The organism is Streptomyces sp. KR55, assembly GCF_052245645.1.
GTDB lineage: Bacteria > Actinomycetota > Actinomycetes > Streptomycetales > Streptomycetaceae > Streptomyces > Streptomyces flavusporus.
This window is the reverse complement of sequence record NZ_JBQQCE010000066.1, coordinates 1-22,341: the sequence shown is the minus strand read 5'-3', so window position 1 is coordinate 22,341 and position 22,341 is coordinate 1. Positions and strand designations below refer to the sequence as shown.

The window sequence follows — 22,341 nt, the reverse complement described above, 5'->3', positions numbered from 1 at the left end:
GCCCCACCTTGCTGTAAGGTCTCCCTCGGTAGCGTGTCCGAGCGGCCGAAGGAGCTCGCCTCGAAAGCGAGTGTGGCGCAAGTCACCGAGGGTTCAAATCCCTCCGCTACCGCTCGAGAAAGGGTCCCGTCGTCAGACGGGGCCCTTCGTGCATGCCGGGACATGCCAGGACAACGGATCCCGCCCGGCGAGGCGTTGGTCGTCAAATACGACGTGAAGTTACACTCACCGCCGGCAACAGGGGTCCCATCAGGCGCAGCAGGCACAGGGGAGGCCGCAGTGGCGGTGAATTCGAAGAAGATCGCCGTCTATGTGCTTGTGGTCTTCGCGCTCTACGTGATCATCACGGACCCGTCCAAGGCCGCCGACTACGTCCAGATAGGGTTCGAGGGCATATCGGACGCCGCCAAGGCCATCGGTGACTTCATGACCTGGGTCGCCAACGGAGGAGAGTCATGATCCGCCACCTGGTCCTCTTCAAGCTCAACGAGGGCGTCGAGCGTGACGACCCGCGCGTCGTGCAGGGCGTCGAGGCCTTCCGGGCCCTCGGCGACCAGATCGAGGAGCTGCGCTTCTGGGAGCTCGGCTGGAACGTCAGCGACCGGCCCATCGCGTACGACTTCGCGATCAACTCGGCCGTCGACGACCAGGACGCCCTCAAGCGCTATGTGGAGCATCCGGCGCACCAGGCGGGCGTCGCCCTGTGGCGGGAGTTCGCCACTTGGGTGATCGCCGACTACGAGATCTGAGGCCCACGGACTTCCGAGCCCTCCGCCGGAACGGCGGGGGGCTCTCATGCGTCTTATGCCCCAACTTGCCATCAACACGGCGTTATGCGGTGCTTGCACACGGTGCACATGTCTTGTGATGCTATGACCGCTTTTGACGGATGTGTTGATGGACCATGAGGTGGAGTTGACCGTGTCGGCCAGTACTGCGCCTCAAGCACCCCCCGAGGAGGAGGCCGCGCCGCAGCGCAGCCGGGGCGCCGACACACGGGCACTCACCCAGGTTCTGTTCGCCGAGCTCAAGAAGCTGGAGCCGGGCACGCCGGAACACACCCGGGTGCGGGGGGCGCTGATCGAGGCCAACCTTCCGCTCGTACGCTACGCGGCCGCCCGTTTCCGGTCCCGCAACGAACCCATGGAGGACGTCGTCCAGGTCGGCACCATCGGGCTCATCAACGCCATCGACCGTTTCGACCCGGACCGAGGCGTGCAGTTCCCGACCTTCGCGATGCCGACCGTCGTCGGGGAGATCAAGCGGTACTTCCGCGACAACGTCCGCACGGTCCACGTACCGCGCCGGCTGCACGAGCTGTGGGTGCAGGTCAACAGCGCGACCGAGGACCTGACCACCGCCTTCGGGCGCACCCCGACGACCGCCGAGATCGCCGAGCGGCTGCGCATCACCGAGGACGAGGTGCTGTCCTGCATCGAGGCCGGACGGTCGTACCACGCGACCTCGCTGGAGGCGGCCCAGGAGGGCGACGGCCTGCCCGGCCTGCTCGACCGGCTCGGCTACGAGGACCCCGCCCTCGACGGGGTCGAGCACCGCGACCTGGTCCGGCATCTGCTCGTCCAGCTCCCGGAACGCGAGCAGCGGATTCTGCTGCTGCGCTACTACAGCAACCTCACCCAGTCGCAGATCAGTGCGGAACTCGGGGTCTCGCAGATGCATGTGTCGCGGCTGCTTGCGCGGAGTTTTCAGCGGCTGCGTTCGGCGAACCGGATCGAGGCGTAGGCGCTCCGCTGGGGGTGCGGTACTGCATCTGCGGGTGCGTTGTGGCTGGTCGCGCCCACGGTGGGGGTCCCCCCGCTCGAGCGCAGCCGAGAGTGGGGGAGGAGCCGCATATCGATACAGCCCCGCGCCCCTTTGGGGCGCTGCCGAACCGCACCTGAGTGCGCCGAGCCCGCTCAGGCGGATCACCCTGCCGCCGTGAATCGAACCGGCGCACAACCGAAAGGGGGATCGAGGCATCACCAGCACGGGCGAATCGCTCACCAGGGCCGATGCCGTCGAATTTGTGCCGAAGAACCGTCAGACCCCCTTCTTCCAGGGCGGATTCGCATCTCATGTGTCGACATGTCTCTACAGCGTGTTGCCGACATGTGACATTCTGCGGGAAGAGCGTTTGCCGGTGCCCCGGCGCCGGTATTCAGGTGAAGGCTGACGTTCCTCATCGGGAGCGTTCGCCGCGACCGTCCCGCGACCCAAAGGGGGTGGCATGTCCGCAGACCAGGGCAGCTCGAAGGTGCTGACGCTCACAAAGAGCGAGGCAGCGCCGGAGGCTCTCGACGCGCTCGACGCCATCGGCGCCCTCAACGACGTATCGGCCCTCGAGGCCACGCCGGCCCCGGCCCTCGAGGCCACGCCCACCCCGGCCCCGCCGGCCTCGGAGTCCATCGACACCCGCACCCTCTCCCGCTCCCTGTTCCTGCGGCTCGCCGCGCTCGACGAGGACAGCCCGGAGCGCGCGTACGTCCGGGACACCCTGATCGAGCTCAATCTCCCCCTCGTGCGCTACGCGGCTGCCCGCTTCCGCTCCCGCAACGAGCCGATGGAGGACATCGTCCAGGTCGGCACGATCGGCCTGATCAAGGCCATCGACCGGTTCGACTGCGAACGGGGCGTGGAGTTCCCGACGTTCGCGATGCCCACGGTCGTCGGCGAGATCAAGCGGTTCTTCCGGGACACGTCGTGGTCGGTGCGTGTGCCGCGCCGGCTCCAGGAGCTGCGCCTTGCCCTGACGAAGGCCAGCGACGAGCTGTCCCAGAAGCTGGACCGCTCCCCGACCGTGACCGAACTCGCCACCGTCCTCGGCGTCTACGAGGAGGACGTCGTCGACGGCCTCGCGGTGGGCAACGCCTACACCGCCTCGTCCCTGGACTCTCCGGCCCCGGAGGACGACGGCGGCGAGGGCTCGCTGGCGGACCGGCTCGGCTACGAGGACACGGCGCTGGAGGGCGTGGAGTACCGCGAATCCCTGAAGCCGCTGCTGGCCAAGCTCCCGCCCCGTGAGCGGCGGATCATCATGCTGCGCTTCTTCGCCAACATGACCCAGTCGCAGATCGGCGAGGAGGTCGGCATCTCCCAGATGCATGTCTCCCGGCTCCTCACCCGGACCCTGGCCCAGCTGCGTGAGGGGCTCATCTCCGACTGAAGACTTCCTATTTGACGGAGTGTCAGCCACTATGGCGCGATGCTTCCAGCGACCTGGACCCGTGGCCGCCGGGGCGCCGTGATCGGTGCGTCGGCGGCCGTCGTCTGCATCGGTGCGGTACTCGCCGGGTATGGAGGCGGCGGCGCGGACGGCGGATACGTCGCGGTCGGCGCGGGCGGAGGCCCGTCCGGGCGTACGGCGGCGGAGCCGACGGGTGGCGTGCGGCTGGTGCCCCTCGACGGAGCGGAGGCGGCGGGCGAGGGCGAGGACAGTCCCTCGGCCAACCCTTCTGCCAGCAGGGGAAGTTCAGGGCAGCCGTCGCCGGACAGCGCGCCGAACGCGGACAGCGGCCTCGCCCCCACGAGCGGCGATCACAGCAGGCCGGCCGCCGACGCACCCTCGGGCGCCGACGCGCATTCCAGTCCTACGGAGGCGGGTTCACCGGCTCCGACGCCCTCCCCCACTCGTACGGCACCCCAGGGGCCGGCCGCGCTGAGTGTGGGCGAGCCCGTGCGGAAGGCCACCGACAAGCGCTGGTGCGAGAAAGTGACCCTCGCTCTGCACAACACCGGTGGAACCGCGGTGCGTTCGGGCACGGTGACCTTCGGGACGCACATCATCGGCGCGCTCGGCATCGACTGGGGGACGGTCGAGTCGAGCGGGAAACTTCCGGCGCCGATCGGAGCCGGCGCACGGATGGAAGAGACCTGGACGGTGTGCGTGGACGCGTGGCGGGTGCCGCTCGGCATGCACATCGAGACGCGGGACGTCGACGTGCGATGGGAGTGAACTACTTCAGCGCGAGCCAGGCGACCGCGGCGACGATCACGACGGCGGCCACGATGCCGATGATCAGGCCGAGGCGGGGACCCGCCGGGGCGGCCGCCTGCTGCCGGGTCTGAGGGCCCTCGTCGACGAACGCGCGGAACATCTGGGTGCTGCCGGCGGGGTCGTGGTTGCCCTGGGGGTTCTGGGTGTTGGCCATGGCCCGAGACCCTAGCGAAAACGTCGGAGCTGCCCAAGTGCGGGGTTCGCGGCGGCAGGAGCAAGCCCCGCCTGATCGTCTTTACACCCGCCAATACTTGCCTTTGCCAAGTTTTTATGTCCCGTACACCCGATTTAGTTTGCCTGTGGCAACCAACCAGTCCTATGGTTGCTCTAAGCAACAAATACGGGAGATGCCATGGCCGAACAGGCGCAGTACCAGGAGCTGGCCCGCCAGCTCACTGGCGTCGGGGCCGTGAAGCGGGAGATGGCCCGGATTCTGCCGACCGACTGCCCGGGCGGCTCGGCCGCCGTGCTGACGCTGCTCGACCGCCACGGCGACATGCGCATCGGCAGGCTCGCCGAGCTGCTGGCCGTCGACATGTCGGTCACCAGCCGTCATGTCACCCATGTCGCGGAGCGGGGCTGGATCGAACGCTCCCCCGACCCGGCGGACAAGCGCTCGCGCATCCTGCGCCTGACCCCGACCGGCCGCGCCAAGCTCGACGAGCTGTCCCGGCGGAGCACCGACCTGCTGGCCGACCGGCTGAGCGACTGGACCGACGACGAGGTCGGCGAACTCATCCGGCTCATGACCCGGCTCCGGACCAGCTTCGGCGACTGCCGGTCCACCGCCCGCTCCGCCCCTCCCGTCGACCCGACGCCCCGTACATCCGCAAGCACGCACGAGACGTAAGAGACGTAAGAGATAAGGAAGCCCATGGCAACGACCACACCAGCCGGTGTGCGGGCCCACGCCAAGCACGGGGGAGGCTCGCACGGCTCCGCCGACGGCGCTCCGATGTCGCATCGGCAGATCATGGAGGCGCTGACCGGCCTGCTGCTCGGCATGTTCGTCGCGATCCTGTCGTCGACGATCGTCTCCAACGCGCTGCCCGACATCATCAGCGACCTCGGCGGCGGCCAGAGCGCCTACACCTGGGTGGTGACCGCGTCGCTGCTGGCGATGACCGCGTCCACCCCGCTGTGGGGCAAGCTCGCCGACCTCTTCTCCAAGAAGCTGCTGATCCAGCTGGCCCTGGTGATCTTCGTGGTGGGCTCGGCGGCCGCCGGTCTGTCCCAGAACCCGGCGACGCTGATCACGTTCCGCGCCGTCCAGGGCATCGGCATGGGCGGTCTGTCCTCGCTGGCCCAGATCATCCTGGCGGCGATGATCTCGCCGCGTGAGCGCGGCCGGTACAACGGCTACCTCGGCGCCACGTTCGCGACCGCGATGGTCGGCGGCCCGCTGATCGGCGGTGTCATCACCGACACCGACTGGCTGGGCTGGCGCTGGTGCTTCTACGTCGGCGTGCCCTTCGCCGTCATAGCCCTGATCGTGCTCCAGCGCACCCTGCACCTGCCGGTCGTCAAGCGGCGGGTCAAGGTCGACTGGGCGGGCGCCTTCTTCATCACGGCCGCGGTCTGCCTGCTGCTGATCTGGGTGACCTTCGCCGGTGACAAGTACGACTGGGTGTCCACCGAGACGTACGCCATGCTCGGCGGCACGCTCGCGCTGCTGGCGATCTTCCTGTTGGTCGAGACGAAGGCGTCCGAGCCGATCATCCCGCTGCGGCTGTTCCGCAACCGCACCATCACGCTGGCCTCGCTCGCCTCGCTGTTCGTCGGCATCGCGATGTTCGCCGGCACGATCTACTTCAGCCAGTACTTCCAGCTGGCCCGGGACAAGTCGCCGACCATGTCCGGCGTCATGACCATCCCGATGATCGGCGGTCTGTTCCTCTCCTCCACCATCTCCGGCCAGGTCATCACCCGGACCGGACGCTGGAAGGCCTGGCTGCTGGCCGGCGGTGTGCTGGTGACCGGCGGTCTCGGCCTGCTCGGCACGATCCGCTACGACACCGCGTACTGGCACGTGGCCTGCTACATGGCGCTGCTGGGCCTCGGCGTCGGCATGATGATGCAGAACCTGGTGCTCGCCACCCAGAACCAGGTGGACCCGACCGACCTGGGCGCCGCCAGCTCGGTGGTGAACTTCTTCCGGTCCCTCGGCGGTGCCGTGGGCGTCTCCGCGCTCGGTGCGGTGCTGAGCACCCGCATCACGCACTACGTCGAGGACGGGGCGTCCGCCCTCGAGCCGAAGTACGCGTCCGCGCTCTCCGAGTCCGGCTCCTCCGGCAGCATCCCCGACATGGACGCCCTGCCCGGCCCGATCCGCACCCTCATGGAGAGCGCCTACGGCCATGGCATCGCGGACGTGTTCCTCTACGCCGCGCCGATCGCCCTGCTCGCTCTGCTGTTCTCCCTGTTCATCAAGGAGGTTCCGCTGAAGACCCACGGCGCGCTGGCGCAGTCCGCCCAGCAGTCCACCCAGGCGGAGACACCCGCCGACGTGCCCGCGCCGGCCGGCGAGCAGGAGCGGGTCCCGGCCCTCGTCGCCGCGACGCCTCTGGCCGGTCCCGAGGGGACGCAGCGGCTCGCGGCGGTCGCCACCACGGCAGCCGAGCCGGGTCCCGCCGGCGACGGCATCCCGGTCCGCGGCCAGGTCCGCGGCGCCGAGAGCGCGCCCGTCCCGCAGGCCGCGGTCACGCTGATCTCCCTCTCGGGCCGTCAGCTGGGCCGGTCGGTCGCGCAGGCCGACGGCTCCTACGCGGTGGACGCGCCGGGCACGGGCTCGTACGTCCTGATCGCCTCCGCCGACGGGTTCCAGCCGCAGGCGTCGACGATCGTCGTGAACGGTGAGCCGCTCACGTACGACATCCTGCTCAGCGGCACCAGCGGGCTGACCGGTGTCGTGCGGGCCGCCGGGAACGCGCTGCCCGTGAAGGACGCGATGGTCATCGTGACCGATGTGCGCGGCGACCTGCTGGCCAGCCAGACCACCGGTGAACACGGCGAGTTCGGCTTCGCCGAGCTGGTGCCGGGGACGGTGACCGTCGCGGTGAACGCCGCCGGCTACCGGCCGCGTGCACTGCCCGTCGAGGTGGGCGGCACCGGCGTCACCCGCATCGAGGTCGACCTGGACGCGGGCGCCCAGGTGCAGGGCGTCGTACGGGCGCCGCACGGGCCGCTGGCCGACGCCCGGGTGACGCTGGTCGACGCCGCGGGCAACGTCGTCGGCACCGCCACCACCGGGACGGACGGGGTGTACGCCTTCACCGATCTCGACAGCGGCGACTACACGGTCATCGCGACCGGCTACCCGCCGGCGGCGACGGCACTGACGGTCACCGGCACCGGCGTCGACGGCCACGACATCGAACTCGCCCACCCCGGCGAGTAGCAGAACCCCGGCCCGTGGCGGGCGGCGCGCTCTGAGCGGAGGTGCGCCCCGCCACGGGCCGGTTTCTTTGAGCTTCTGAGGAGTACGTGAGATGGGACTGACCGCGAGGATCCGTACCCGGGACGGATGGGCCGTGTCGCACGCGGTCGTCACGGTGACCGACATGACCGGAACGCAGGTGCTGCGGGCGGAGGCGGACGCGGAGGGAGCCGTACGGGATGCGTCCCCGCTGGAGCCGGGGGCGTACACCGTCATCGTCACGGCCGTCGGCTACGCGCCCGCCGCCGCGAGCGCGATCGTCACGGCGAGCGGCCGGGCCGAGGTCGGCACGGTGACGCTGGCCCGGCAGGGCGGGGCCGAGCTGCCCCCGCCGGGGCCGTGGACGATCGATCCGGCGCACTCCAGCGTGGGTGCCGTCGCCCAGCATCTGGGGATCTCCAGCGTGCACGGCCGGTTCACCGACTTCACCGGCGCGATCGAGATCGCCCCGGACGACATCGCCAAGTCCCGGGTGGAGGCGGTCATCCGGGCCGCCTCCATCGACACGGGGAACGCGATGCGGGACGGACACCTGAAGTCGCCGGACTTCCTGGACGTCGAGAACTACCCCGAGATCACCTACCGGTCGACCGGGCTGACGGCGAACGGCCCCGACCGCTGGACCGTGCACGGCGAACTGGGCATGCACGGTGTCGTACGCCCGGTCGACCTGGACCTCGCCTACCTCGGCACCGGCCCCGACCCCTGGGGCGGCACCCGCGCCGCCTTCCGGGCGACGACGGAGCTGCGGCGGGAGGACTTCGCCATGAACTACAACCAGGTCGTCCAGGCGGGCATCGCCGCGATCGGTACGACGCTGAAGGTGGAGCTGGACGTCCAGGCGGTGCAGGGGGAGGTACCCCTACCGGCAGGGAGCTGACGGACGGCACAGCCGTTCACCGGGCCGCCTACTGCGGCTGTGTCGCGATCTGGATCAGGTTGCCGCAGGTGTCGTCGAAGACGGCAGTGGTGACGGGGCCCATCTCCACGGGCTCCTGGATGAAACGGACGCCGAGGCCGCGCAGGCGCTCGTACTCCGCCTTCACGTCGTCGACGGCGAACTGGGCGAGCGGGATGCCGTCCTTGACGAGCGTGTCGCGGTAGGTCCTGGCAACCGGGTGACCGACGGGCTCCAGGAGGAGTTCGGTGCCGCCGGGCTCCTCGGGCGAGACGACGGTCAGCCACCGGTCCTTCTCGCCCACCGGGACGTCGTGCTTCTTCACGAAGCCGAGGATCTCGGTGTAGAAGCGCAGGGCCTTGGCCTGGTCGTCGACGAAGACGCTGGTCAGATGGATCTTCATGGGGTGCTCTCCTCCGGTCCGGATGTGCCGGGCACGTGCCATCGCTCGGCGATCTGCCGCAGCGGGGCGGTGTTCAGGTCGTGGAACTTGTAGCGGCCCTCCCGCCTGGTCTCGACGAGCCCGGCGGCCTCCAGCACGGCGAGGTGCTGGGAGACGGCCTGGCGCGAGATACCGAGCTGATGCTTCATGCTCAGTCGCGAGCAGATCTCGAACAGTGTCTGTCCGGACTTCTCCGTGAGCTCGTCGAGGATGGTGCGGCGGGTGGGGTCGGCCAGGGCTTTGAAAAGTTCTTCGGCCACGACCACACCATAGGCAAGTGCACACTTGCCTATCAAGTCGGGGTGCGCGAGTGCAGGCCCGCGGGCAGCGAGGACGCGGCAGGCTACCCCGCTGGAACCAGCCCTTTACTGCTCGCCGACCGGGGGCTGACGGGCGAGGAACTCGGCGAACGCCTCCGACTGCTTCGGGTCCATATAGCTCTGCCGCCCGGTGCGCGCCCAGCCCTTCAGCCACTCGAGCCACCCGGCACGGCGCAACTCGGCCACCACCACCCGGCCCCGGGTGAACGTCATACGCTCGCCGTCCGCGTGCACGTACCGCGTGTACGGGCCGTGCTGCGCCGGTCCGGGCGGCCGCTCCTCGGCAGGGTCCGGCAGGGGTACCAGGGCGCCGTATGCCCGCTGCGCCCAGTGCTCCAGCGCGGCCAACTCGGCCGCCGGGAGCAGCACGCTCACCGGCCGGCCGTCCTCGGTGAAGGTCACGCGCTCGCCGGTCTCCTCAACGTGGGCAACCAGGTGACCGAAGTCCTCGACGGCGTCCGACAGTTCAACACTGTTCATGGACGTCGACGCTACCGACCGCCGGGCGCCGGGCGGGGCGCGCTGCTGCTCCTCTGCATGCTCCAGGAGTTTCAGTGCCCGTCGGCGGGAGCCCGGGCCGCGAGCACCGGAATGGAAGCGATCTTCGCAGCGTCCAGGTGTTCCCACACCAGTCCGGCCGGGCGGTGGGGCGACGGGCACGAGATCACTTCGTCAGGCGTGACGATCAGGTCTACGCCGAAGTCGTGATCAGTTGCTGGGAGCTCCTCGTCCAAGACCTGCAGTGAGTGGACCGTGGACACGACCACTGTCCGGTCGCTGATCAGTCCGGCCTCCATCAGGAACGCGAACTCAAGGTCCGAATACCCGGCTCCCTTGCCGATACGGACACCGTCCCGGTTCACGGCGACGCTGCCGACGACCACCACGTCGACCGGCTGGAGATCGGCCACGTCAACCCGCGGAGCCACGGTCGCCGCGACCTTGCTGGAGGCCGCCTCCTGCGGAGGAACAGGGAGCGCCGCGGGATCGAGGAGGTAGAAGGGGCGCGGGTCGGCGAGCTTCGGCACCGCCATGAACACGGTCTTTCCCTCGGTGAGCGCGCGAGCCCGCACCGGCAGCTGCGCCTTGTCCGGCACGGCCTTGATGACGCGCGCGTCGCGCCAGGCCGCCAGTTCGGCCAGTCGATTTGCGGCGTCCTCGGATCCCTTGAAGTTCGGGATCCGGCCGTGCGCCGTCGCATCCAGGACGGCGCCCTCCGTGTCGAGCAGATCCCAGACGCGCTCGCGTACTCGTTGCTTGTCCTGGTCCACATGTGTGCGCACGTCGGGCTCCTTCATGCCGTGATCGTCACGTCGCTTCCATCAACGCCATCAGCCGGTCCTGGGCGTCCTGCACCACAGGCTCGTTGCGCCATGGGCGCATCTCTCGGGCGGCTCGGAAGACGATGTTCATCCCACCACCTCCGCGCGTGCCGTGCAGCTCGCTTACAGCGTCGTTGAACGCGGCGAGTGCAGCGTCCAGATCCCCCTCCCGAAGTCGAGCCAGCGTGAGGTTACCGAGGACGATCGCCCGGGACTTGCGCCTGTCGTGCAGCTCGGCCGCGGTCTGGGCGAGTAGCTGCTCGGCTTTGCGGTAGTCGCCGAGCGAGAGGTAGCACGATCCGGCCAAGCGGCCGAAGTGCGTTGGTGAGAACAGATCGTGGGACACGTCCGCACCGTGTGCCTGGCCCAAGTGCCTCTCGGCGCCCGCCAGCGTACGTTCGCACTCGCTCGCCTCACCCAGATAGGCATACGCCTCCGCGGCGTGCAGCAGGGCGAGTCCCGTGAGGACGTGGCTTGTGCGTCGGGCCGTACGGGCTGCCTGGAGCGCCAAGTCCAGACCCTCCCGGTAGGCACTGGCGCCGTACAGGGCCACGTAGCAGGTCCGTAAGAGGGCGTGCCCTTCCGCGTTCGGGTCGCCCAGGTGGCGAGCCACGTCCACGCTTTGCGCGTAGTACAAGCGGGCCGTCGCGTGATCCTTCCGCTGCGAGGCATCCCAGACGAGCTGCCCCATGAAGGTCGCCGCATCCGCCTGGAGGATCCGCATCTCGCGCTGAACACGCCCGGGCGGGGCCTCTCCGGCGAGGAAGGCAACCTTGCTCGCGTGCTCGCCGGCACGGGCCAACAGTGTCGCGGAGGGTACGCGGTCGTAGCGCTCGCCCAGGGCGGTCATGCCGTCCCGGAGTTCAGCAACGGTCGAGAGATCCACACGGGACGGATGGCGCATGGCGTACTCCGTGCGCTCCGCAATGGGCTGTTCGTCGAAGGACGAGACCGCAAGGAGTTCGCTCAACTCGTCGGTGCCGACCTGAAGAACCTTCGCCAGCCGCGGCCGAATCCACGGCTGGGGCGCCACTTTCCCCGACTCCCAGCGCGCGACGGTCGACCGCTCGACCCGCAGCGCCTCGGCGAGGCCCTCCTGCGTGAGACCCACCGCCCGGCGGCGGCGCACCAAGCCGTGCCGTTTCAGAGCCATGGAGCGATCTCCCCGCGTAGTTCTTCGCGATTCCCGAGGGCGAAACTCCCCTGGTCATGCCCGGCGATGCGTCATGAATGCCTCATCCATGCGCCAATTCTGCTCTGGTTCGCGGCCGCTGGGAGCGGTTCCGTGGAGCTCCACCGAACGGGTTAGGCACCCCACGCGCCACCGCATCCGAGACGGAGAACGTCATGGCACCATCCCCACTCAGCCCCTGGCAACAACCGCCGCCACGGCAAAGGGCGTTCAGCCATGACATCTCGTCTGTGGGCGAGGCACGGAAGTTCGCCGAGCAAACCCTTGACGACTGGGGCATCACCGACCGCGTCGACGACGTCCGGCTCTGCGTATCGGAGTTGGCCACCAACGCCCTGCTTCACAGCACTTCCGGCAGCGGCGGCATCCTCGTACGGCTCAGAGCCGCGGATCATCTCGTACGCGTCGAGGTGCTCGACAGCAGCTCTGCCCTGCCTGAGCAGCGCTTCCCGGACGACGAGTGCGACACCGGCCGCGGGCTGTTGCTGGTAGCCGCGTGCGCGGATAGCTGGGGCGTCGACAAACTCGCGGACCACAAGGTCGTATGGGCCGATTTCAAGATCGATACAGCGGATGCGATGAAGGTGATCGCGTGCTGACGCCCGCCAGTCCGAGCAGCCTCTGGGTACCTGAGGCACCGAGGTCCGACGTCAAGGCCCCTCTGACCATCCGTACGTGGATCGGTGCCGACCCACGCGGCCAGGAGATCGGCTTTGTCCTCCTGGCTCATCCGCCTATGCCCTCGCACGACGCTGCCCCTGCGGACATCCACCGGCGAATGAGAGCTCTGGCCTTCGCCGCCGGACTCCGCACTCCCGATCAACCCCTCGCCGACCTGGGCACATGCCTGACAGCCCGGGACGGTGCCGTACATCTTCGGCTCGTACGCATCAACAAGTGGCTCTCGCTCCCCACGCACGAACACTGGAGACGGCTGCTCCTCACGCGCCCTGAAGCCGCGCTCGTCATCGGCCTGGCCCCGCTCGATGTGCACGCCGCCGCGGAGGAAGCCGACCGCTATCTCGACCACTGCCTGCACACCGGCGATCTCATGGTCGGCCGCGTGCACGCCGACCGCGTGGCGGGAGATGCCATAGCTGGACAAGAGCTCACGACCTGATGCGCGACCTCATCGACTGCCTCGTCATCTGGTCAGGGCCCGGGCTCTGTCGGACTTGGCGCACGATCCTCCGTCGGATCGGCGCCAGCCTGAAACCGGCCCCCGCCGCCGATGCCGGAGCGGGTCCTTTCCGCGCCCCCGTACGCCCGTCGCCCGCTGCCGAAGCACGTGATGCCCGCCCTCTGGTCCCTCAATAACCCAAGGAGTAAGCCCATGCACGACCTGATCGTCGCCCCGTTTCTGGACGATCACTACGTCCTACGCCCCGGGAGCGCCAAGGGGATGAAGATCCCCGCGCACCGGTACCTCGAACTCCGGCAGCTCGTCACGACCGGCGGCGAAGTCCCCACGTGGCTGTGCGGCCCCGTGCTGCGGCAGTGGTCCCTGGACCTGACGAACACCCGAGCCGAGGCCGCGCTGCTGGTACGGCATCCGTCCCCGTACGGCCACGGCCGCGCATCGTACGAGCTCAACCTCGGCTGCAACTACGCCTGTAAGCACTGCTATCTGGGCCTGAAGGAATTCGCCGGGCTCGAATGGGACCAGCAAGAGAAACTGCTGTACACCCTCCGGGACGCGGGGGTGATCTGGCTCCAGCTCACCGGTGGTGAGCCGACCATCGACCGGCACTTCGCCGCGGTCTACTCCCTGGCGTACGAGCTCGGAATGATGATCGAGGTCCTCACCAACGGCTCCCGCCTCCACAACCCGCTGCTCCTCGACCTCTTCACGACCCGGCGCCCGTACCGGCTGACGCTCAGCGTCTACGGCGCCACACAGGAGACGTACGACGGTCTCACCCAGCGGCGTGGATCCTGGGCCCACTTCATGCACGGGCTGACCGTGGCGCACAAGGCAGGGCTGCCGCTGGAGCTGACGGTCATCGTCACCGAAGACAACGTGCACGAGGCCGAGGCGATGCACGCGCTCGGCGAACAGTTCGGCGCGGTAACACGCGAGTACTCCCACATGTCACCGACGATTTACGGCGGCGCGGAGTCCCTGTCCTCCCAGGCGACAACGTACCTGCGCAAGCGGAAGCCGTTCACCGGCTGCGACGCCGGCCACACCTCCTTGCACGTGGACCCCCACGGGATGGCCAGCGTCTGCAAGATCTCCCGCGACCACCCGATCTCTCTGGTGACCGAAGGGATCGCGGGACTGGCTCGGCTCGGCGAGATCGCCGACCGGGCGCTGGGGCGCCAAGGCGGCTGCGCGGGCTGCACCCTCAGCAAGTCGTGCAGCACGTGCATGCCGCTCGCCGCCTTGTACCGCAAAGCGAGTGCGCCCCTGAACCGCTACTGCCAGCACACCGATACCGCGGGAAGGAGGTGACATACCCATGGCACCCGTCGCAGTGAAGATCGCCCCCAGGGCGAAGGTCGAAAAGGACGAGATCGAGTTCGTCGACGACCTCGACGCCGTCTCCAGCACCGAGGTCATGCTCGGCTGCGGTAACGACAACCCGTACTAGACCGACTCCGCATCGGGGCCGCCCGCCACGCGCGGGCGGCCCCACCACTCGCCTCGCTCCCGCTCCTAGACTCCCCCCGTGGTGACCATGAGACTGCACTGGGATGACCTCCCCGCCGCCACCCGTGATGCCGTCGCCGCCTGCGCCGGCCCCATCTACGCGGCAACGACCGCCGACAAGGGCTTGAACAGCGAGATCGCCACCACCCTCGACACCGGCGCCGGCCGCGTCTTCGTCAAGGGCCTACGCTGCGACCACCCACGTGCCTGGACTCAACAGCGCGAGGCCGCCGTCAACCCCCACGTCGCTCCCCTCGCCCCACGTCTCCTCTGGAAGATCGACAACGGCGAGTGGAACCTCCTCGGCTTCGAACACCTCGACGGTCGCGCCGCCGACTACAGCCCCTCGTCCCCCGACCTGCCCCTCGTCGCTGAGGCGATCATCACGCTCTCCTCCATCCTGGCCCCGCCGGACATCGACCTGAAGCAGATCGAGCAGCGTTTCGCCGACTACGTCGAGACCCCCGACGACGCCCAACTCCTGCGTGGCGACACCCTGCTGCACACCGACTGGACCCCGGACAACGTCCTCATCGCCGACAACGCCGCCCGCATCGTGGACTGGGCCTGGCCCACCCGCGGCGCCGCCTGGATCGACGCCGCCTGCTGGGTCGTCTGGCTGATTTCCGCCGGCCACACGCCGGAGGCCGCCGAACAGTGGGCCGCCAAGACCCCGGCCTGGGCCACGGCACCGACCCGTGCCCTCGACGTGTTCGCCACCGCCCAGCAGCGCCTGTGGGAGGGCATCGCCGCGGACGCCCCCGACGTGCCCTGGAAGCGTGGCCTCGCGGACGCCGCGGCCCGCTGGTCGACCTACTGCCGGGCCTGACGACGAGGGGGAGCCCTGATGGCAACCGACCCGCCCATTCACCCCATCAAGACGCTCACCACCCCCGCGGGGGACCGGGTGGACATCGACACCGAGATGGTCCCCGTCATCCGCGAACTCTGGCGTCTCGGCTTCACGACCACGGCCTGTTGCCAGGACGTCGGCGAAGCCACCGCCGGCGTCCGCGCCCAGCGCGACACCCCACTTGGCTACGGCGGTGACGGATTCATCGCCTACCACCGCGGCTATGCCCTGGTGAAGATGCCGACGACCGACGCCCAGCGGCTGGCCACACTGCTCGCTGACACTGAGGCCTTCGGCGACCGCATACGCAGGCCCTGGAGCGTCGGTTCCTGGCGGATGAACGTTCCCCTCGAACCCGAGGGGCCCTCTGCTGAAGCACGGCTGCACTTCCCACGCACTCAGATTCCGGAGCTCGTTGCCGCTCTTCGATGGCTGAGCGCAAGTGTTGTCAGTGCTGGGTCTTACGGTTCTGGCATGGAGCGAACTTCAGGTGCGGGGATACAGGCCTACTACGCCGAGTCGGCAGAGCAGCTCGCGCGGGTGTACGAGAGCATTTCGTTCGAGTCTGTGCATGAGGCGCTCCTGGATCTGCTTCCGGACGCGCCCGCGCGTGTGCTGGACGTAGGTGCGGGGACCGGGCGTGACGCAGCGGCGCTCGCCGGGCGCGGCTTCTCGGTTGATGCGGTGGAGCCGGTGGCGGAGCTGCGGCGGTTGGCTGCACGGCTTCACTCCGACGCTGGGGTGACCTGGCGAGAGGGCGCGCTCCCGGACCTCCACAGTGTCCAGGGACCATACGACGTCGTCCTGTTGTCCGCGGTGTGGATGCATCTCTCACCAGAGGATCGTCCGATCGCGATGCAGCGCCTGGCTGGGCTGCTGGTTCCGGGCGGCACGTTGCTGATCACGCTGCGCCGTGGCGAACCACCTGTGGACCGGCGCATGTTCGACATCCCGCCGGAGGAGGTCGCCGGCCATGGAGCAGAAGTGGGGCTGACGCTGCTTCGGATCGTGGACGAGGGAGCGGACCGGCTCGGCCGTGAGGCGGTGCGCTGGAACTCCGTGGCGCTCCGGAAAGAGCAGGGATGAGCGGGAGCAGCTCCTTCTACGCGCAGGATGCCTCCGCGCGTACCTCGTGGCGGCTGGCCGTGCTCATGGGCGCGAACTCCCGGACGTACAAGTTCGCGCTCGGCACGGCGCTGCTGGACGCGGCCGGACGAGGGCAAAGCGAGATCCCGCTCGCCGAACTCGCGGCCCCGTACGCGCTGGAGCTGGCGCGTCATCTCGGCGACGCGCCCCAGGCCCCCGAGGGCGTCGCCCTGCGCGACTCGGACTTCCTCACCATCGCCAAGGAGGAGCGCGCCGAGACACTGAATGCCGGGCAGCCGACCGAACGACTGCTTGAGGCCGCGGCTCGGTCCATGCCGGCCATGGTCATGCAGAAGTTCCACAACCTGCGGGGCGGCACTCAGGTGCCCCACCGCTTCTTCGAGCCGGCGGGCAACCCGCGGCAACACGTGGTGCGCCTCACCCCCGACGCACTACGCGTCGCGCGATCAGAACAGGCGGCCGGCCTGCGTACGGAACTCGACGCTCGGTGGAGCATCGTCGAGAGCTCCTTCGCCGCAGGCGTGGGGCGCAGCCTCATCGAGGACGGTGTCGCGGTCGACTGGGACTCGCTCAAGCTCACCGACAAGAAACGGCGCCGCTCCGTCGCCAAGGTCGCAGACGCGCTCATCGGTTTCCAGCACGGCCGCTGCCTCATCTGCGACGAGGTCGTCTCCTCGGGCCAGGCGGTGGCGGTCGATCACGTCTTTCCCTTCGCCCTCATGCAGCGCCTGCACAGTGTGAGGGCCTGGGCCGGTCCCGACCTCGACGCGCTGTGGAACCTCGCTCCCGCCCACGCCACCTGCAACGGCGGCAAGAGCGACCGCCTGCCGTTCACCGTGGAAGTGCACCGTCTCGCCCTGCGCAACGAGGCGATCATGGACTCTCCGCACCCGCTGAAGAAGACCCTTCAGCTGAGCCTCCAGCAGGCACTCGGTGGCCGTCGGAGCACCTCCTGGCCCGAGTTCCTCCTGGCCGTTTGGGACCTGGCCATCTGAACTCGGACCTGACAGGCAATGCAGCCCTCGGGCATCACATCTGCGCCCAGCCGTTTGGACGGCCGCGACGGTGTTCGTCTTAGAGCCGGCGCAGGCGCGAGTGCAGCCTAAGCTGACGCCATGGCACCGAACATCGCGACCAACACCCGTGTCTCCCTGGACGAGCTGCTGGAATTTGTACGTCCCCGGCACCGGGCCATCCTGTTCACCCGGCGGGCCGACGGCAGCCCGCAGGCATCCCCGCTGACCTGCGGCGTCGACGACTCGGGCCGGATCGTGGTCTCGACCTACCCGGAGCGGGCCAAGACCCGCAACGCCAAGCGGGACCCGCGGGTCGGCGTTCTCGTCCTGAGCGACGACTGGAACGGGCCATGGGTCCAGATCGACGGCACGGCCGAGGTCATCGACACGCCCGACTCGGTCGAACCGCTCGTGGAGTACTACCGGAACATCGCCGGTGAGCACCCGGACTGGGACGAGTACCGGCAGGCCATGGTCAAGCAGGGCAAGTCGATCATCCGGGTCACACCGGAGCGGTGGGGTCCGGTGGCGACGGGGGGCTTCCCGGCGCGGCTGGTGTCCGGGACCGGGGACTGATCGGTCAGTCCCGCTCCACCATCGCCTCGATGCCCGCGACCAGCAGATCCAGGGCGAAGGTGAAGTCCCGGTCCAGCATCTCCGCGACCGTGTCGCCGCCGCGGGCCGCCATGATGTCCTTGGACTCCTGGATGACCTCGGCGGTCTCCGGCACCTCGGTCACCGAGCTCATGGCGTGCTGGAAGTAGTCGTCCGGGGTCATGCCGGCGTTCGCGACCCGGGCGAAGAAGTGGCCCTCGATCGTGCCGTACCCGTACACGAACTGGAAGACGGCCGAGATCGCGCCCGTCACGCCGCGTGCGGGCAGCCCGGTCTTGCGGATCACCCGCTGGATGACGCGGGAGAAGGCGAGGCTGTTGGGGCCGATGTTGAGGTACGTCCCGGCCAGCGGCGACAGCCAGGGGTGGCGCACCAGCAGCGCACGGTACTCGGTGGCGAGCGCGCGCAGCTGGTCGCGCCAGTCCTCGTCGGCGTCCGGGTCGGGCAGCCGGAGCTCTCCGAAGGCGGCGTCGAGGGCGAGTTCGAGGAGGTCGTCCTTGGTGTCGACGTACCAGTAGACGCTCATCGCGGTGACGTTCAGCTCGGCGGCGAGCCGGCGCATCGAGAACTTCGCCAGCCCCTCGGCGTCCAGCAGCCGCACCGTCACCGCGGTGATCCGCTCCCGGTCCAGCCCCGACGGCTGCCCGCCCCCACGCCCGCCGCGGGGTGCCTTGCCTTCCAGCCAGACACTGGTCCGCCCCGAACGCTCGGCCGCTGCCCTCGCCATTGGCGCACCTTCCTAGACACTCCGCTAACTGCTCACAAGGCTAGGCTGCAACGCCGTAATTAGGGGCGCAGGGAACTGCGCGACAAGCCACAACGATTCCGCACCCGCACGACGGCAATGCCACCCGAACTCTCACGCGTCTCGCTCCGCCCTGCGCAGCAGTACCGCCGCAAGCAACCCACCCAGCAACACAGCCATCGCCCCCACCAACTGACTGCTCTCCAGTCCGGAGGAGAACGCGTCCAGGATCCGGCCCCGCTCCGCCTCGCCGTCCGCCGCGGACACCGCGGCCGGCAACGAACTCGCCGCCACCGGAATCAATGCGGCGAACCGCGAGTTGAGCACCGCGCCGAGCACCGCAACCCCCAGCCCGTTCCCGAACTCCGCCAGCGTGCCGTTGATCCCCGCGCCGACACCCGCCTTGGCCGGCGGAATCGCGCTCATGATGGCGTGCGCCATGGCCGGGTTGGCGATGGCGCACCCCGCGCCGATGAGCAGCAGCCCGAGCAGCGTGCCGGCATATCCGCCGGAGGCCAGCGTCGCGATCGACACCAGGCCGCCGGACATCAGCACCATGCCCAGCGCGATCGACACCGGCATACCGAGCTTCGTCGTCCACTTCGCCGCCACACCGGTGAAGTTCAACGCCACCACGGTCAGCGCCAGGGGCGCCGTCCGCAGCCCCGCCTCCAGGGGGCCGTAGCCGAGCACGAACTGCAGATGCTGGGTGAGCAGGAACAGCGCCCCGCCCATCCCGAAGGTGATCAGCACGGCGCCGGCGACCGCGCCCGTGAACCGCTGATTGCGGAAGAAGTGCAGGTCGAGCATGGGATACGGAATCCGGCTCTCCCAGTAGGCGAACGCGGCCAGCACCACGACCGCTACGGCCCCGCTCACCAGCACCTGGCCGGACGTCCAGCCGTGCTCGGGCCCGGAGATGATCGCGAACACCAGTGACGACATGCCGATGGTGGACAGCAGTGCACCGAGCAGGTCGGGCCGGTCGCCCTGCGGATTCTTTGACTCCGGTACGAGCGCCACGGCCGCGGCCAGGCCGAGCGCCGCGACCGGCAGGTTGATCAGGAAGATCGCGCCCCACCAGAAGTGGTCCAGCATGAAGCCGCCGATCAGCGGACCGCATGCGAAGCCCAGCGCGTTGACCGCGCTCCAGATGCCGATCGCCTTGGCGTGCTCCTCCGGCGCGAAGATCTGCATCGCGACGGCGAGGGTCGTGGTCAGCAGCAGCGCACCGCCGACGCCCATACCCGCCCGGGCGGCGATCAACTGCCCGGTGGAGTCGGCCAGTCCGGCCACCAGCGAGCCGATGCCGAACAGAGCCAGGCCCGTGATCAGCATCTTCTTGCGGCCGTAGCGGTCGGCGGCGCTGCCCGCGGTGAGCAGCAGACCCGACTGGACCAGCGAGTACGCGTTGATCATCCACTGGATGTCGGAGGTGGCCGCGCCCAACTCCTCGGTGAGGGAGGGGATCGCCACGTTCAGAACGGTGTTGTCGAGCAGCACGGTGAGCTGCGCGAGACAGATGACACCGAGGATCAGCCAGCGCTGCGGGTGGCCGCCCGGGGCTTGCTGCGGGGTCTGCGCCTGGGAGGTCGTCGACATGCTGTACACCGTAGAACTATTCCCATACGGTGTACAATACGGATTCCCGCCGTACGGAAGCGGAAGCGGAGAGCCGGTACGGCGGGAATCGAGGGGCGTAGGTCAGCTGCTGCTCGAACTCGTCGGCTGCGTCAGGTCGTAGAAGGTGGCGGATCCCACCGTGACCTCCTTGAAGTTCTCCTCGACCCACGAGGTGATCTGCGAGGACGTGCCGCTGTCCGAGCCGCCGCCCATGCCGCCGCCGGCGATGAAGTAGTGGATCCTGCCGTCCGCCACGTACTCCTTGAACTCGGCCAGGGTTGGCGACGGATCGGTGCCGTTGAAGCCGCCGATCGACATCACCGGGTCGCCGGTGGACAGCTGGTAGCTCGCGGCGTTCTGGGCGCCGATGGCGGCGGCGACCCAGGTGTAGTCGCCGGAGTTCTCCTCCAGCAGCTCCTTGGCCTCGTCGCTGACGGAGGCGCCGTTGAGCAGACCGCCCATGCCGCCGGCGCCACCCATGCCGCCGTCACCGGTCCCGTTCTGCCGGCCCGGACCGCCCTGCTGGCCCTGGCCCTGCTGACCCTGCTGGTTCTGGCCGGGGAAGCCGCCGGTCGGGGGCTGGGCCATGCCGCCGCCCTGCTGGTTCTGTCCGTTCTGCTGGTTCTGCGGGCCCGGCATGGCGCCGCCACCGGGGCCGCCGCCCATGCCACCGCCACCGCCCGGGCCGCCGCCCATGCCGCCCTGGACGGACGGGCCCGCGGTCACGATCGACCCCGTGTGGCCCTCGCCCAGCGTGGTGAGCGTGTACGCCATCGGCCCGGCCAGCCCGGCGACGAAGCCCAACGTGATGACAGTCAGGGCGAGTTGACGCCCGAGCCGGCCCACGAAGACCAGGCCGAGCGCGGCCACCAGGCCGCCGGCGAGGACGAGCCACTTCAGCCACGGGTAGTAGTCGGAGGAGCGGTTGAGCAGGACGTACCCCCAGGCTGCGGTGGCCGTCATCGCGGCCGCCAGCGTCAGCGACACCCACATCCGGCCGCGTTCCTGCCAGAGCAGCGCGGTGCCCATGCCGATCAGCGGGGCGATGTAGGGGGCGAGGGCGACGGTGTAGTACTCGTGGAAGATGCCCTGCATGAAGCTGAAGATCACCATGGTGATCAGCAGCGAGCCGCCCCAGAGGAGGAAGGTGGCGCGGGTGGTGTCCGTCCGCTGGAGCATGGGGGTGCCCCCGCTCGAGCGAAGCCGAGAGTGGGGGAGGGTCACGGCCAGGGCCGCCACCAGCAGGATCAGCGCCGCCGGAATCAGCCACGAGATCTGGCCGCCGATGGACGAGCTGAGCATCCGGTCCCAGCCGGTCTCACCCCAGCCGCCGCCCTGGCCGCCGCCTCCGACGCTGCCGGTCTCCTCGCCGTTGATGCGGCCGAGGCCGTTGTAGCCGAAGGTCAGCTCCAGGAAGGAGTTGTTCTGCGAGCCGCCGATGTACGGGCGGGAGGACGCCGACCACAGCTCGACGATCGCCACCCACCAGCCGCCGGCGACGACCATGGCGAGACCGGCGAGGAGCACCTGCCCGATGCGCTTCCTCAGGGTCGTCGGTGCGAGGACGACGTACACCAGGGCGAGCACCGGCAGGATCAGGAACGCCTGCAGCGTCTTGACCAGGAACGCGAGGCCGATCGCGGTGCCCGCCCACACCAGCCATTTCGTCTGCGCCTTCTCCAGGGCGCGCTGGGTGCAGTACACGGCGGTCGCCATCAGCAGGGCGAGGGCCGCGTCCGGGTTGTTGAACCGGAACATCAGCGCGGCGACCGGCGTGAGCGCGAACACCGCCATCGTGACGAACCCGGCGCCGGCGGAGAACCGACGGCGCACGGACGCGTACAGCACACCCGCCGTCGCGACCGCCATCAGCACCTGCGGGAACAGGATCGCGAACGAGTTCAGTCCGAAGAGCCGCACCGACAGGGCCATCGGCCACAGCGAGGCGGGGGGCTTGTCGACGGTGATGGCGTTCGCCGCGTCCAGCGAGCCGAAGAAGAACGCCTTCCACGACTGGCTGCCGGCCTGAACGGCCGCGGAGTAGAAGGAGTTGGCGTAGCCGGAGGCGGTGAGGTTGTAGGTGTACAGCGCGCCGATGGTGAGGAGGGTGGCCAGGAACGCGGGG

Annotated in this window: 25 protein-coding genes and 1 tRNA gene; 17 read left to right on the top strand and 9 right to left on the bottom strand. The window is 69.3% G+C overall.

The genetic code is table 11. The annotated features are described in order from the left end of the window. Window positions 1-27: 27 nt before the first annotated feature. From ACTWQJ_RS12520 to ACTWQJ_RS12495, 6 genes are all read left to right on the top strand, one after another. A tRNA-Ser gene (locus ACTWQJ_RS12520) sits at window positions 28-112 on the top strand. 167 nt (window positions 113-279) lie between these two features. Then, complete coding sequence (locus ACTWQJ_RS12515) at window positions 280-459, top strand: hypothetical protein (RefSeq protein ID WP_129798666.1); 180 nt, start codon at window positions 280-282, stop codon at window positions 457-459. Further along, window positions 456-749: a Dabb family protein gene (locus tag ACTWQJ_RS12510; protein ID WP_409471042.1), complete on the top strand. Its 294-nt coding sequence runs from the start codon at window positions 456-458 to the stop codon at window positions 747-749. The genes ACTWQJ_RS12515 and ACTWQJ_RS12510 overlap by 4 nt, the downstream gene beginning before the upstream one ends. Before the next feature lie 148 nt (window positions 750-897). Next, a complete protein-coding gene (locus ACTWQJ_RS12505; protein WP_206306856.1) occupies window positions 898-1,743 on the top strand; it encodes an RNA polymerase sigma factor SigF in 846 nt (281 codons plus the stop codon). A 484-nt stretch (window positions 1,744-2,227) separates the two neighbouring features. Then, on the top strand, window positions 2,228-3,163 hold the full coding sequence (locus ACTWQJ_RS12500; RefSeq protein ID WP_443306702.1) for an RNA polymerase sigma factor SigF: 936 nt from the start codon (window positions 2,228-2,230) through the stop codon (window positions 3,161-3,163). Window positions 3,164-3,202: 39 nt separating this feature from the next. Beyond that, window positions 3,203-3,952, top strand: coding sequence for a hypothetical protein (locus ACTWQJ_RS12495; protein WP_443306701.1), 750 nt, complete (start codon window positions 3,203-3,205; stop codon window positions 3,950-3,952). Window position 3,953: 1 nt separating this feature from the next. On the opposite strand, the gene ACTWQJ_RS12490 is transcribed toward ACTWQJ_RS12495, so the two are convergent. Further along, complete coding sequence (locus tag ACTWQJ_RS12490) at window positions 3,954-4,148, bottom strand: hypothetical protein (protein ID WP_443306700.1); 195 nt, start codon at window positions 4,146-4,148, stop codon at window positions 3,954-3,956. 198 nt (window positions 4,149-4,346) lie between these two features. Here ACTWQJ_RS12490 and ACTWQJ_RS12485 point away from each other — a divergent pair, with 198 nt between their 5' ends. The 3 genes from ACTWQJ_RS12485 (at window position 4,347) to ACTWQJ_RS12475 (ending at window position 8,310) form a co-directional block, all read left to right on the top strand. Next, window positions 4,347-4,844, top strand: coding sequence for a MarR family winged helix-turn-helix transcriptional regulator (locus ACTWQJ_RS12485; protein WP_443306699.1), 498 nt, complete (start codon window positions 4,347-4,349; stop codon window positions 4,842-4,844). A gap of 24 nt (window positions 4,845-4,868) precedes the next feature. Further along, the gene (locus ACTWQJ_RS12480; RefSeq protein WP_443306698.1) at window positions 4,869-7,391 is read left to right on the top strand and encodes an MFS transporter; all 2,523 of its coding nucleotides are present in this window, start codon (window positions 4,869-4,871) and stop codon (window positions 7,389-7,391) included. 91 nt (window positions 7,392-7,482) lie between these two features. Then, the gene (locus tag ACTWQJ_RS12475; RefSeq protein ID WP_443306697.1) at window positions 7,483-8,310 is read left to right on the top strand and encodes a YceI family protein; all 828 of its coding nucleotides are present in this window, start codon (window positions 7,483-7,485) and stop codon (window positions 8,308-8,310) included. Between the two features lie 28 nt (window positions 8,311-8,338). Here the strand turns inward: ACTWQJ_RS12475 and ACTWQJ_RS12470 are convergent, their stop codons facing one another. From ACTWQJ_RS12470 to ACTWQJ_RS12450, 5 genes are all read right to left on the bottom strand, one after another. Further along, a complete protein-coding gene (locus ACTWQJ_RS12470) occupies window positions 8,339-8,731 on the bottom strand; it encodes a VOC family protein (protein WP_443306696.1) in 393 nt (130 codons plus the stop codon). Continuing rightward, window positions 8,728-9,030 (bottom strand): ArsR/SmtB family transcription factor, encoded by a 303-nt coding sequence (locus ACTWQJ_RS12465; protein WP_385510572.1) that lies wholly within the window; start codon window positions 9,028-9,030, stop codon window positions 8,728-8,730. Before ACTWQJ_RS12465 ends, ACTWQJ_RS12470 begins: the two co-directional genes overlap by 4 nt. Window positions 9,031-9,135: 105 nt before the next feature. Continuing rightward, complete coding sequence (locus tag ACTWQJ_RS12460) at window positions 9,136-9,570, bottom strand: type II toxin-antitoxin system prevent-host-death family antitoxin (RefSeq protein WP_443306695.1); 435 nt, start codon at window positions 9,568-9,570, stop codon at window positions 9,136-9,138. A 71-nt stretch (window positions 9,571-9,641) separates the two neighbouring features. Further along, window positions 9,642-10,388 (bottom strand): 5-formyltetrahydrofolate cyclo-ligase, encoded by a 747-nt coding sequence (locus ACTWQJ_RS12455; RefSeq protein ID WP_443306694.1) that lies wholly within the window; start codon window positions 10,386-10,388, stop codon window positions 9,642-9,644. Between the two features lie 10 nt (window positions 10,389-10,398). Next, window positions 10,399-11,565 (bottom strand): helix-turn-helix transcriptional regulator, encoded by a 1,167-nt coding sequence (locus ACTWQJ_RS12450; protein WP_443306693.1) that lies wholly within the window; start codon window positions 11,563-11,565, stop codon window positions 10,399-10,401. A gap of 194 nt (window positions 11,566-11,759) precedes the next feature. Here ACTWQJ_RS12450 and ACTWQJ_RS12445 point away from each other — a divergent pair, with 194 nt between their 5' ends. The 8 genes from ACTWQJ_RS12445 to ACTWQJ_RS12410 all read left to right on the top strand — a co-directional run bounded on the left by ACTWQJ_RS12445 (window position 11,760) and on the right by ACTWQJ_RS12410 (window position 17,809). Then, on the top strand, window positions 11,760-12,203 hold the full coding sequence (locus tag ACTWQJ_RS12445) for an ATP-binding protein (protein WP_443306692.1): 444 nt from the start codon (window positions 11,760-11,762) through the stop codon (window positions 12,201-12,203). 179 nt (window positions 12,204-12,382) lie between these two features. Further along, window positions 12,383-12,724, top strand: coding sequence for a hypothetical protein (locus ACTWQJ_RS12440; RefSeq protein WP_443306691.1), 342 nt, complete (start codon window positions 12,383-12,385; stop codon window positions 12,722-12,724). Window positions 12,725-12,937: 213 nt separating this feature from the next. Next, window positions 12,938-14,059 carry a radical SAM protein gene (locus ACTWQJ_RS12435; protein ID WP_443306690.1) on the top strand — a complete coding sequence of 374 codons (1,122 nt, stop codon included), beginning with the start codon at window positions 12,938-12,940 and terminating at the stop codon, window positions 14,057-14,059. A gap of 7 nt (window positions 14,060-14,066) precedes the next feature. Continuing rightward, window positions 14,067-14,198: a hypothetical protein gene (locus ACTWQJ_RS12430; RefSeq protein WP_443306689.1), complete on the top strand. Its 132-nt coding sequence runs from the start codon at window positions 14,067-14,069 to the stop codon at window positions 14,196-14,198. A gap of 87 nt (window positions 14,199-14,285) precedes the next feature. Then, a complete protein-coding gene (locus tag ACTWQJ_RS12425; protein WP_443306705.1) occupies window positions 14,286-15,086 on the top strand; it encodes an aminoglycoside phosphotransferase in 801 nt (266 codons plus the stop codon). 78 nt (window positions 15,087-15,164) lie between these two features. Then, on the top strand, window positions 15,165-16,196 hold the full coding sequence (locus ACTWQJ_RS12420) for a class I SAM-dependent methyltransferase (RefSeq protein WP_443306688.1): 1,032 nt from the start codon (window positions 15,165-15,167) through the stop codon (window positions 16,194-16,196). Then, a complete protein-coding gene (locus ACTWQJ_RS12415; protein WP_443306687.1) occupies window positions 16,193-17,212 on the top strand; it encodes an HNH endonuclease in 1,020 nt (339 codons plus the stop codon). Before ACTWQJ_RS12420 ends, ACTWQJ_RS12415 begins: the two co-directional genes overlap by 4 nt. A 120-nt stretch (window positions 17,213-17,332) precedes the next feature. Then, the gene (locus tag ACTWQJ_RS12410; RefSeq protein ID WP_224737193.1) at window positions 17,333-17,809 is read left to right on the top strand and encodes a PPOX class F420-dependent oxidoreductase; all 477 of its coding nucleotides are present in this window, start codon (window positions 17,333-17,335) and stop codon (window positions 17,807-17,809) included. 4 nt (window positions 17,810-17,813) lie between these two features. Here ACTWQJ_RS12410 and ACTWQJ_RS12405 read toward each other — a convergent pair whose 3' ends face one another. The 3 genes from ACTWQJ_RS12405 to ACTWQJ_RS12395 form a co-directional block, all read right to left on the bottom strand. Beyond that, on the bottom strand, window positions 17,814-18,575 hold the full coding sequence (locus ACTWQJ_RS12405; RefSeq protein ID WP_443306686.1) for a TetR/AcrR family transcriptional regulator: 762 nt from the start codon (window positions 18,573-18,575) through the stop codon (window positions 17,814-17,816). A 132-nt stretch (window positions 18,576-18,707) separates the two neighbouring features. Further along, on the bottom strand, window positions 18,708-20,195 hold the full coding sequence (locus ACTWQJ_RS12400; RefSeq protein ID WP_443306685.1) for an MFS transporter: 1,488 nt from the start codon (window positions 20,193-20,195) through the stop codon (window positions 18,708-18,710). Between the two features lie 102 nt (window positions 20,196-20,297). Beyond that, window positions 20,298-22,341 (bottom strand): ArnT family glycosyltransferase (locus tag ACTWQJ_RS12395; RefSeq protein WP_443306684.1); only part of this gene is annotated, 2,044 nt, incomplete at its 5' end.

Excerpts from the sequence above, each read along its gene's own strand:
- ACTWQJ_RS12400 (WP_443306685.1), bottom strand. The coding sequence starts at position 20,195 with ATGTCGACGACCTCCCAGGCGCAGACCCCGCAGCAAGCCCCGGGCGGC.
- ACTWQJ_RS12475 (WP_443306697.1), top strand. The coding sequence starts at position 7,483 with ATGGGACTGACCGCGAGGATCCGTACCCGGGACGGATGGGCCGTGTCG.
- ACTWQJ_RS12485 (WP_443306699.1), top strand. The coding sequence starts at position 4,347 with ATGGCCGAACAGGCGCAGTACCAGGAGCTGGCCCGCCAGCTCACTGGC.
- ACTWQJ_RS12405 (WP_443306686.1), bottom strand. The coding sequence starts at position 18,575 with ATGGCGAGGGCAGCGGCCGAGCGTTCGGGGCGGACCAGTGTCTGGCTG.
- ACTWQJ_RS12510 (WP_409471042.1), top strand. The coding sequence starts at position 456 with ATGATCCGCCACCTGGTCCTCTTCAAGCTCAACGAGGGCGTCGAGCGT.
- ACTWQJ_RS12470 (WP_443306696.1), bottom strand. The coding sequence starts at position 8,731 with ATGAAGATCCATCTGACCAGCGTCTTCGTCGACGACCAGGCCAAGGCC.
- ACTWQJ_RS12490 (WP_443306700.1), bottom strand. The coding sequence starts at position 4,148 with ATGGCCAACACCCAGAACCCCCAGGGCAACCACGACCCCGCCGGCAGC.
- ACTWQJ_RS12425 (WP_443306705.1), top strand. The coding sequence starts at position 14,286 with ATGAGACTGCACTGGGATGACCTCCCCGCCGCCACCCGTGATGCCGTC.
- ACTWQJ_RS12455 (WP_443306694.1), bottom strand. The coding sequence starts at position 10,388 with ATGAAGGAGCCCGACGTGCGCACACATGTGGACCAGGACAAGCAACGA.
- ACTWQJ_RS12430 (WP_443306689.1), top strand. The coding sequence starts at position 14,067 with ATGGCACCCGTCGCAGTGAAGATCGCCCCCAGGGCGAAGGTCGAAAAG.
- ACTWQJ_RS12445 (WP_443306692.1), top strand. The coding sequence starts at position 11,760 with ATGGCACCATCCCCACTCAGCCCCTGGCAACAACCGCCGCCACGGCAA.
- ACTWQJ_RS12415 (WP_443306687.1), top strand. The coding sequence starts at position 16,193 with ATGAGCGGGAGCAGCTCCTTCTACGCGCAGGATGCCTCCGCGCGTACC.
- ACTWQJ_RS12495 (WP_443306701.1), top strand. The coding sequence starts at position 3,203 with ATGCTTCCAGCGACCTGGACCCGTGGCCGCCGGGGCGCCGTGATCGGT.
- ACTWQJ_RS12505 (WP_206306856.1), top strand. The coding sequence starts at position 898 with ATGGACCATGAGGTGGAGTTGACCGTGTCGGCCAGTACTGCGCCTCAA.
- ACTWQJ_RS12410 (WP_224737193.1), top strand. The coding sequence starts at position 17,333 with ATGGCACCGAACATCGCGACCAACACCCGTGTCTCCCTGGACGAGCTG.
- ACTWQJ_RS12480 (WP_443306698.1), top strand. The coding sequence starts at position 4,869 with ATGGCAACGACCACACCAGCCGGTGTGCGGGCCCACGCCAAGCACGGG.
- ACTWQJ_RS12440 (WP_443306691.1), top strand. The coding sequence starts at position 12,383 with ATGAGAGCTCTGGCCTTCGCCGCCGGACTCCGCACTCCCGATCAACCC.
- ACTWQJ_RS12450 (WP_443306693.1), bottom strand. The coding sequence starts at position 11,565 with ATGGCTCTGAAACGGCACGGCTTGGTGCGCCGCCGCCGGGCGGTGGGT.
- ACTWQJ_RS12460 (WP_443306695.1), bottom strand. The coding sequence starts at position 9,570 with ATGAACAGTGTTGAACTGTCGGACGCCGTCGAGGACTTCGGTCACCTG.
- ACTWQJ_RS12500 (WP_443306702.1), top strand. The coding sequence starts at position 2,228 with ATGTCCGCAGACCAGGGCAGCTCGAAGGTGCTGACGCTCACAAAGAGC.
- ACTWQJ_RS12435 (WP_443306690.1), top strand. The coding sequence starts at position 12,938 with ATGCACGACCTGATCGTCGCCCCGTTTCTGGACGATCACTACGTCCTA.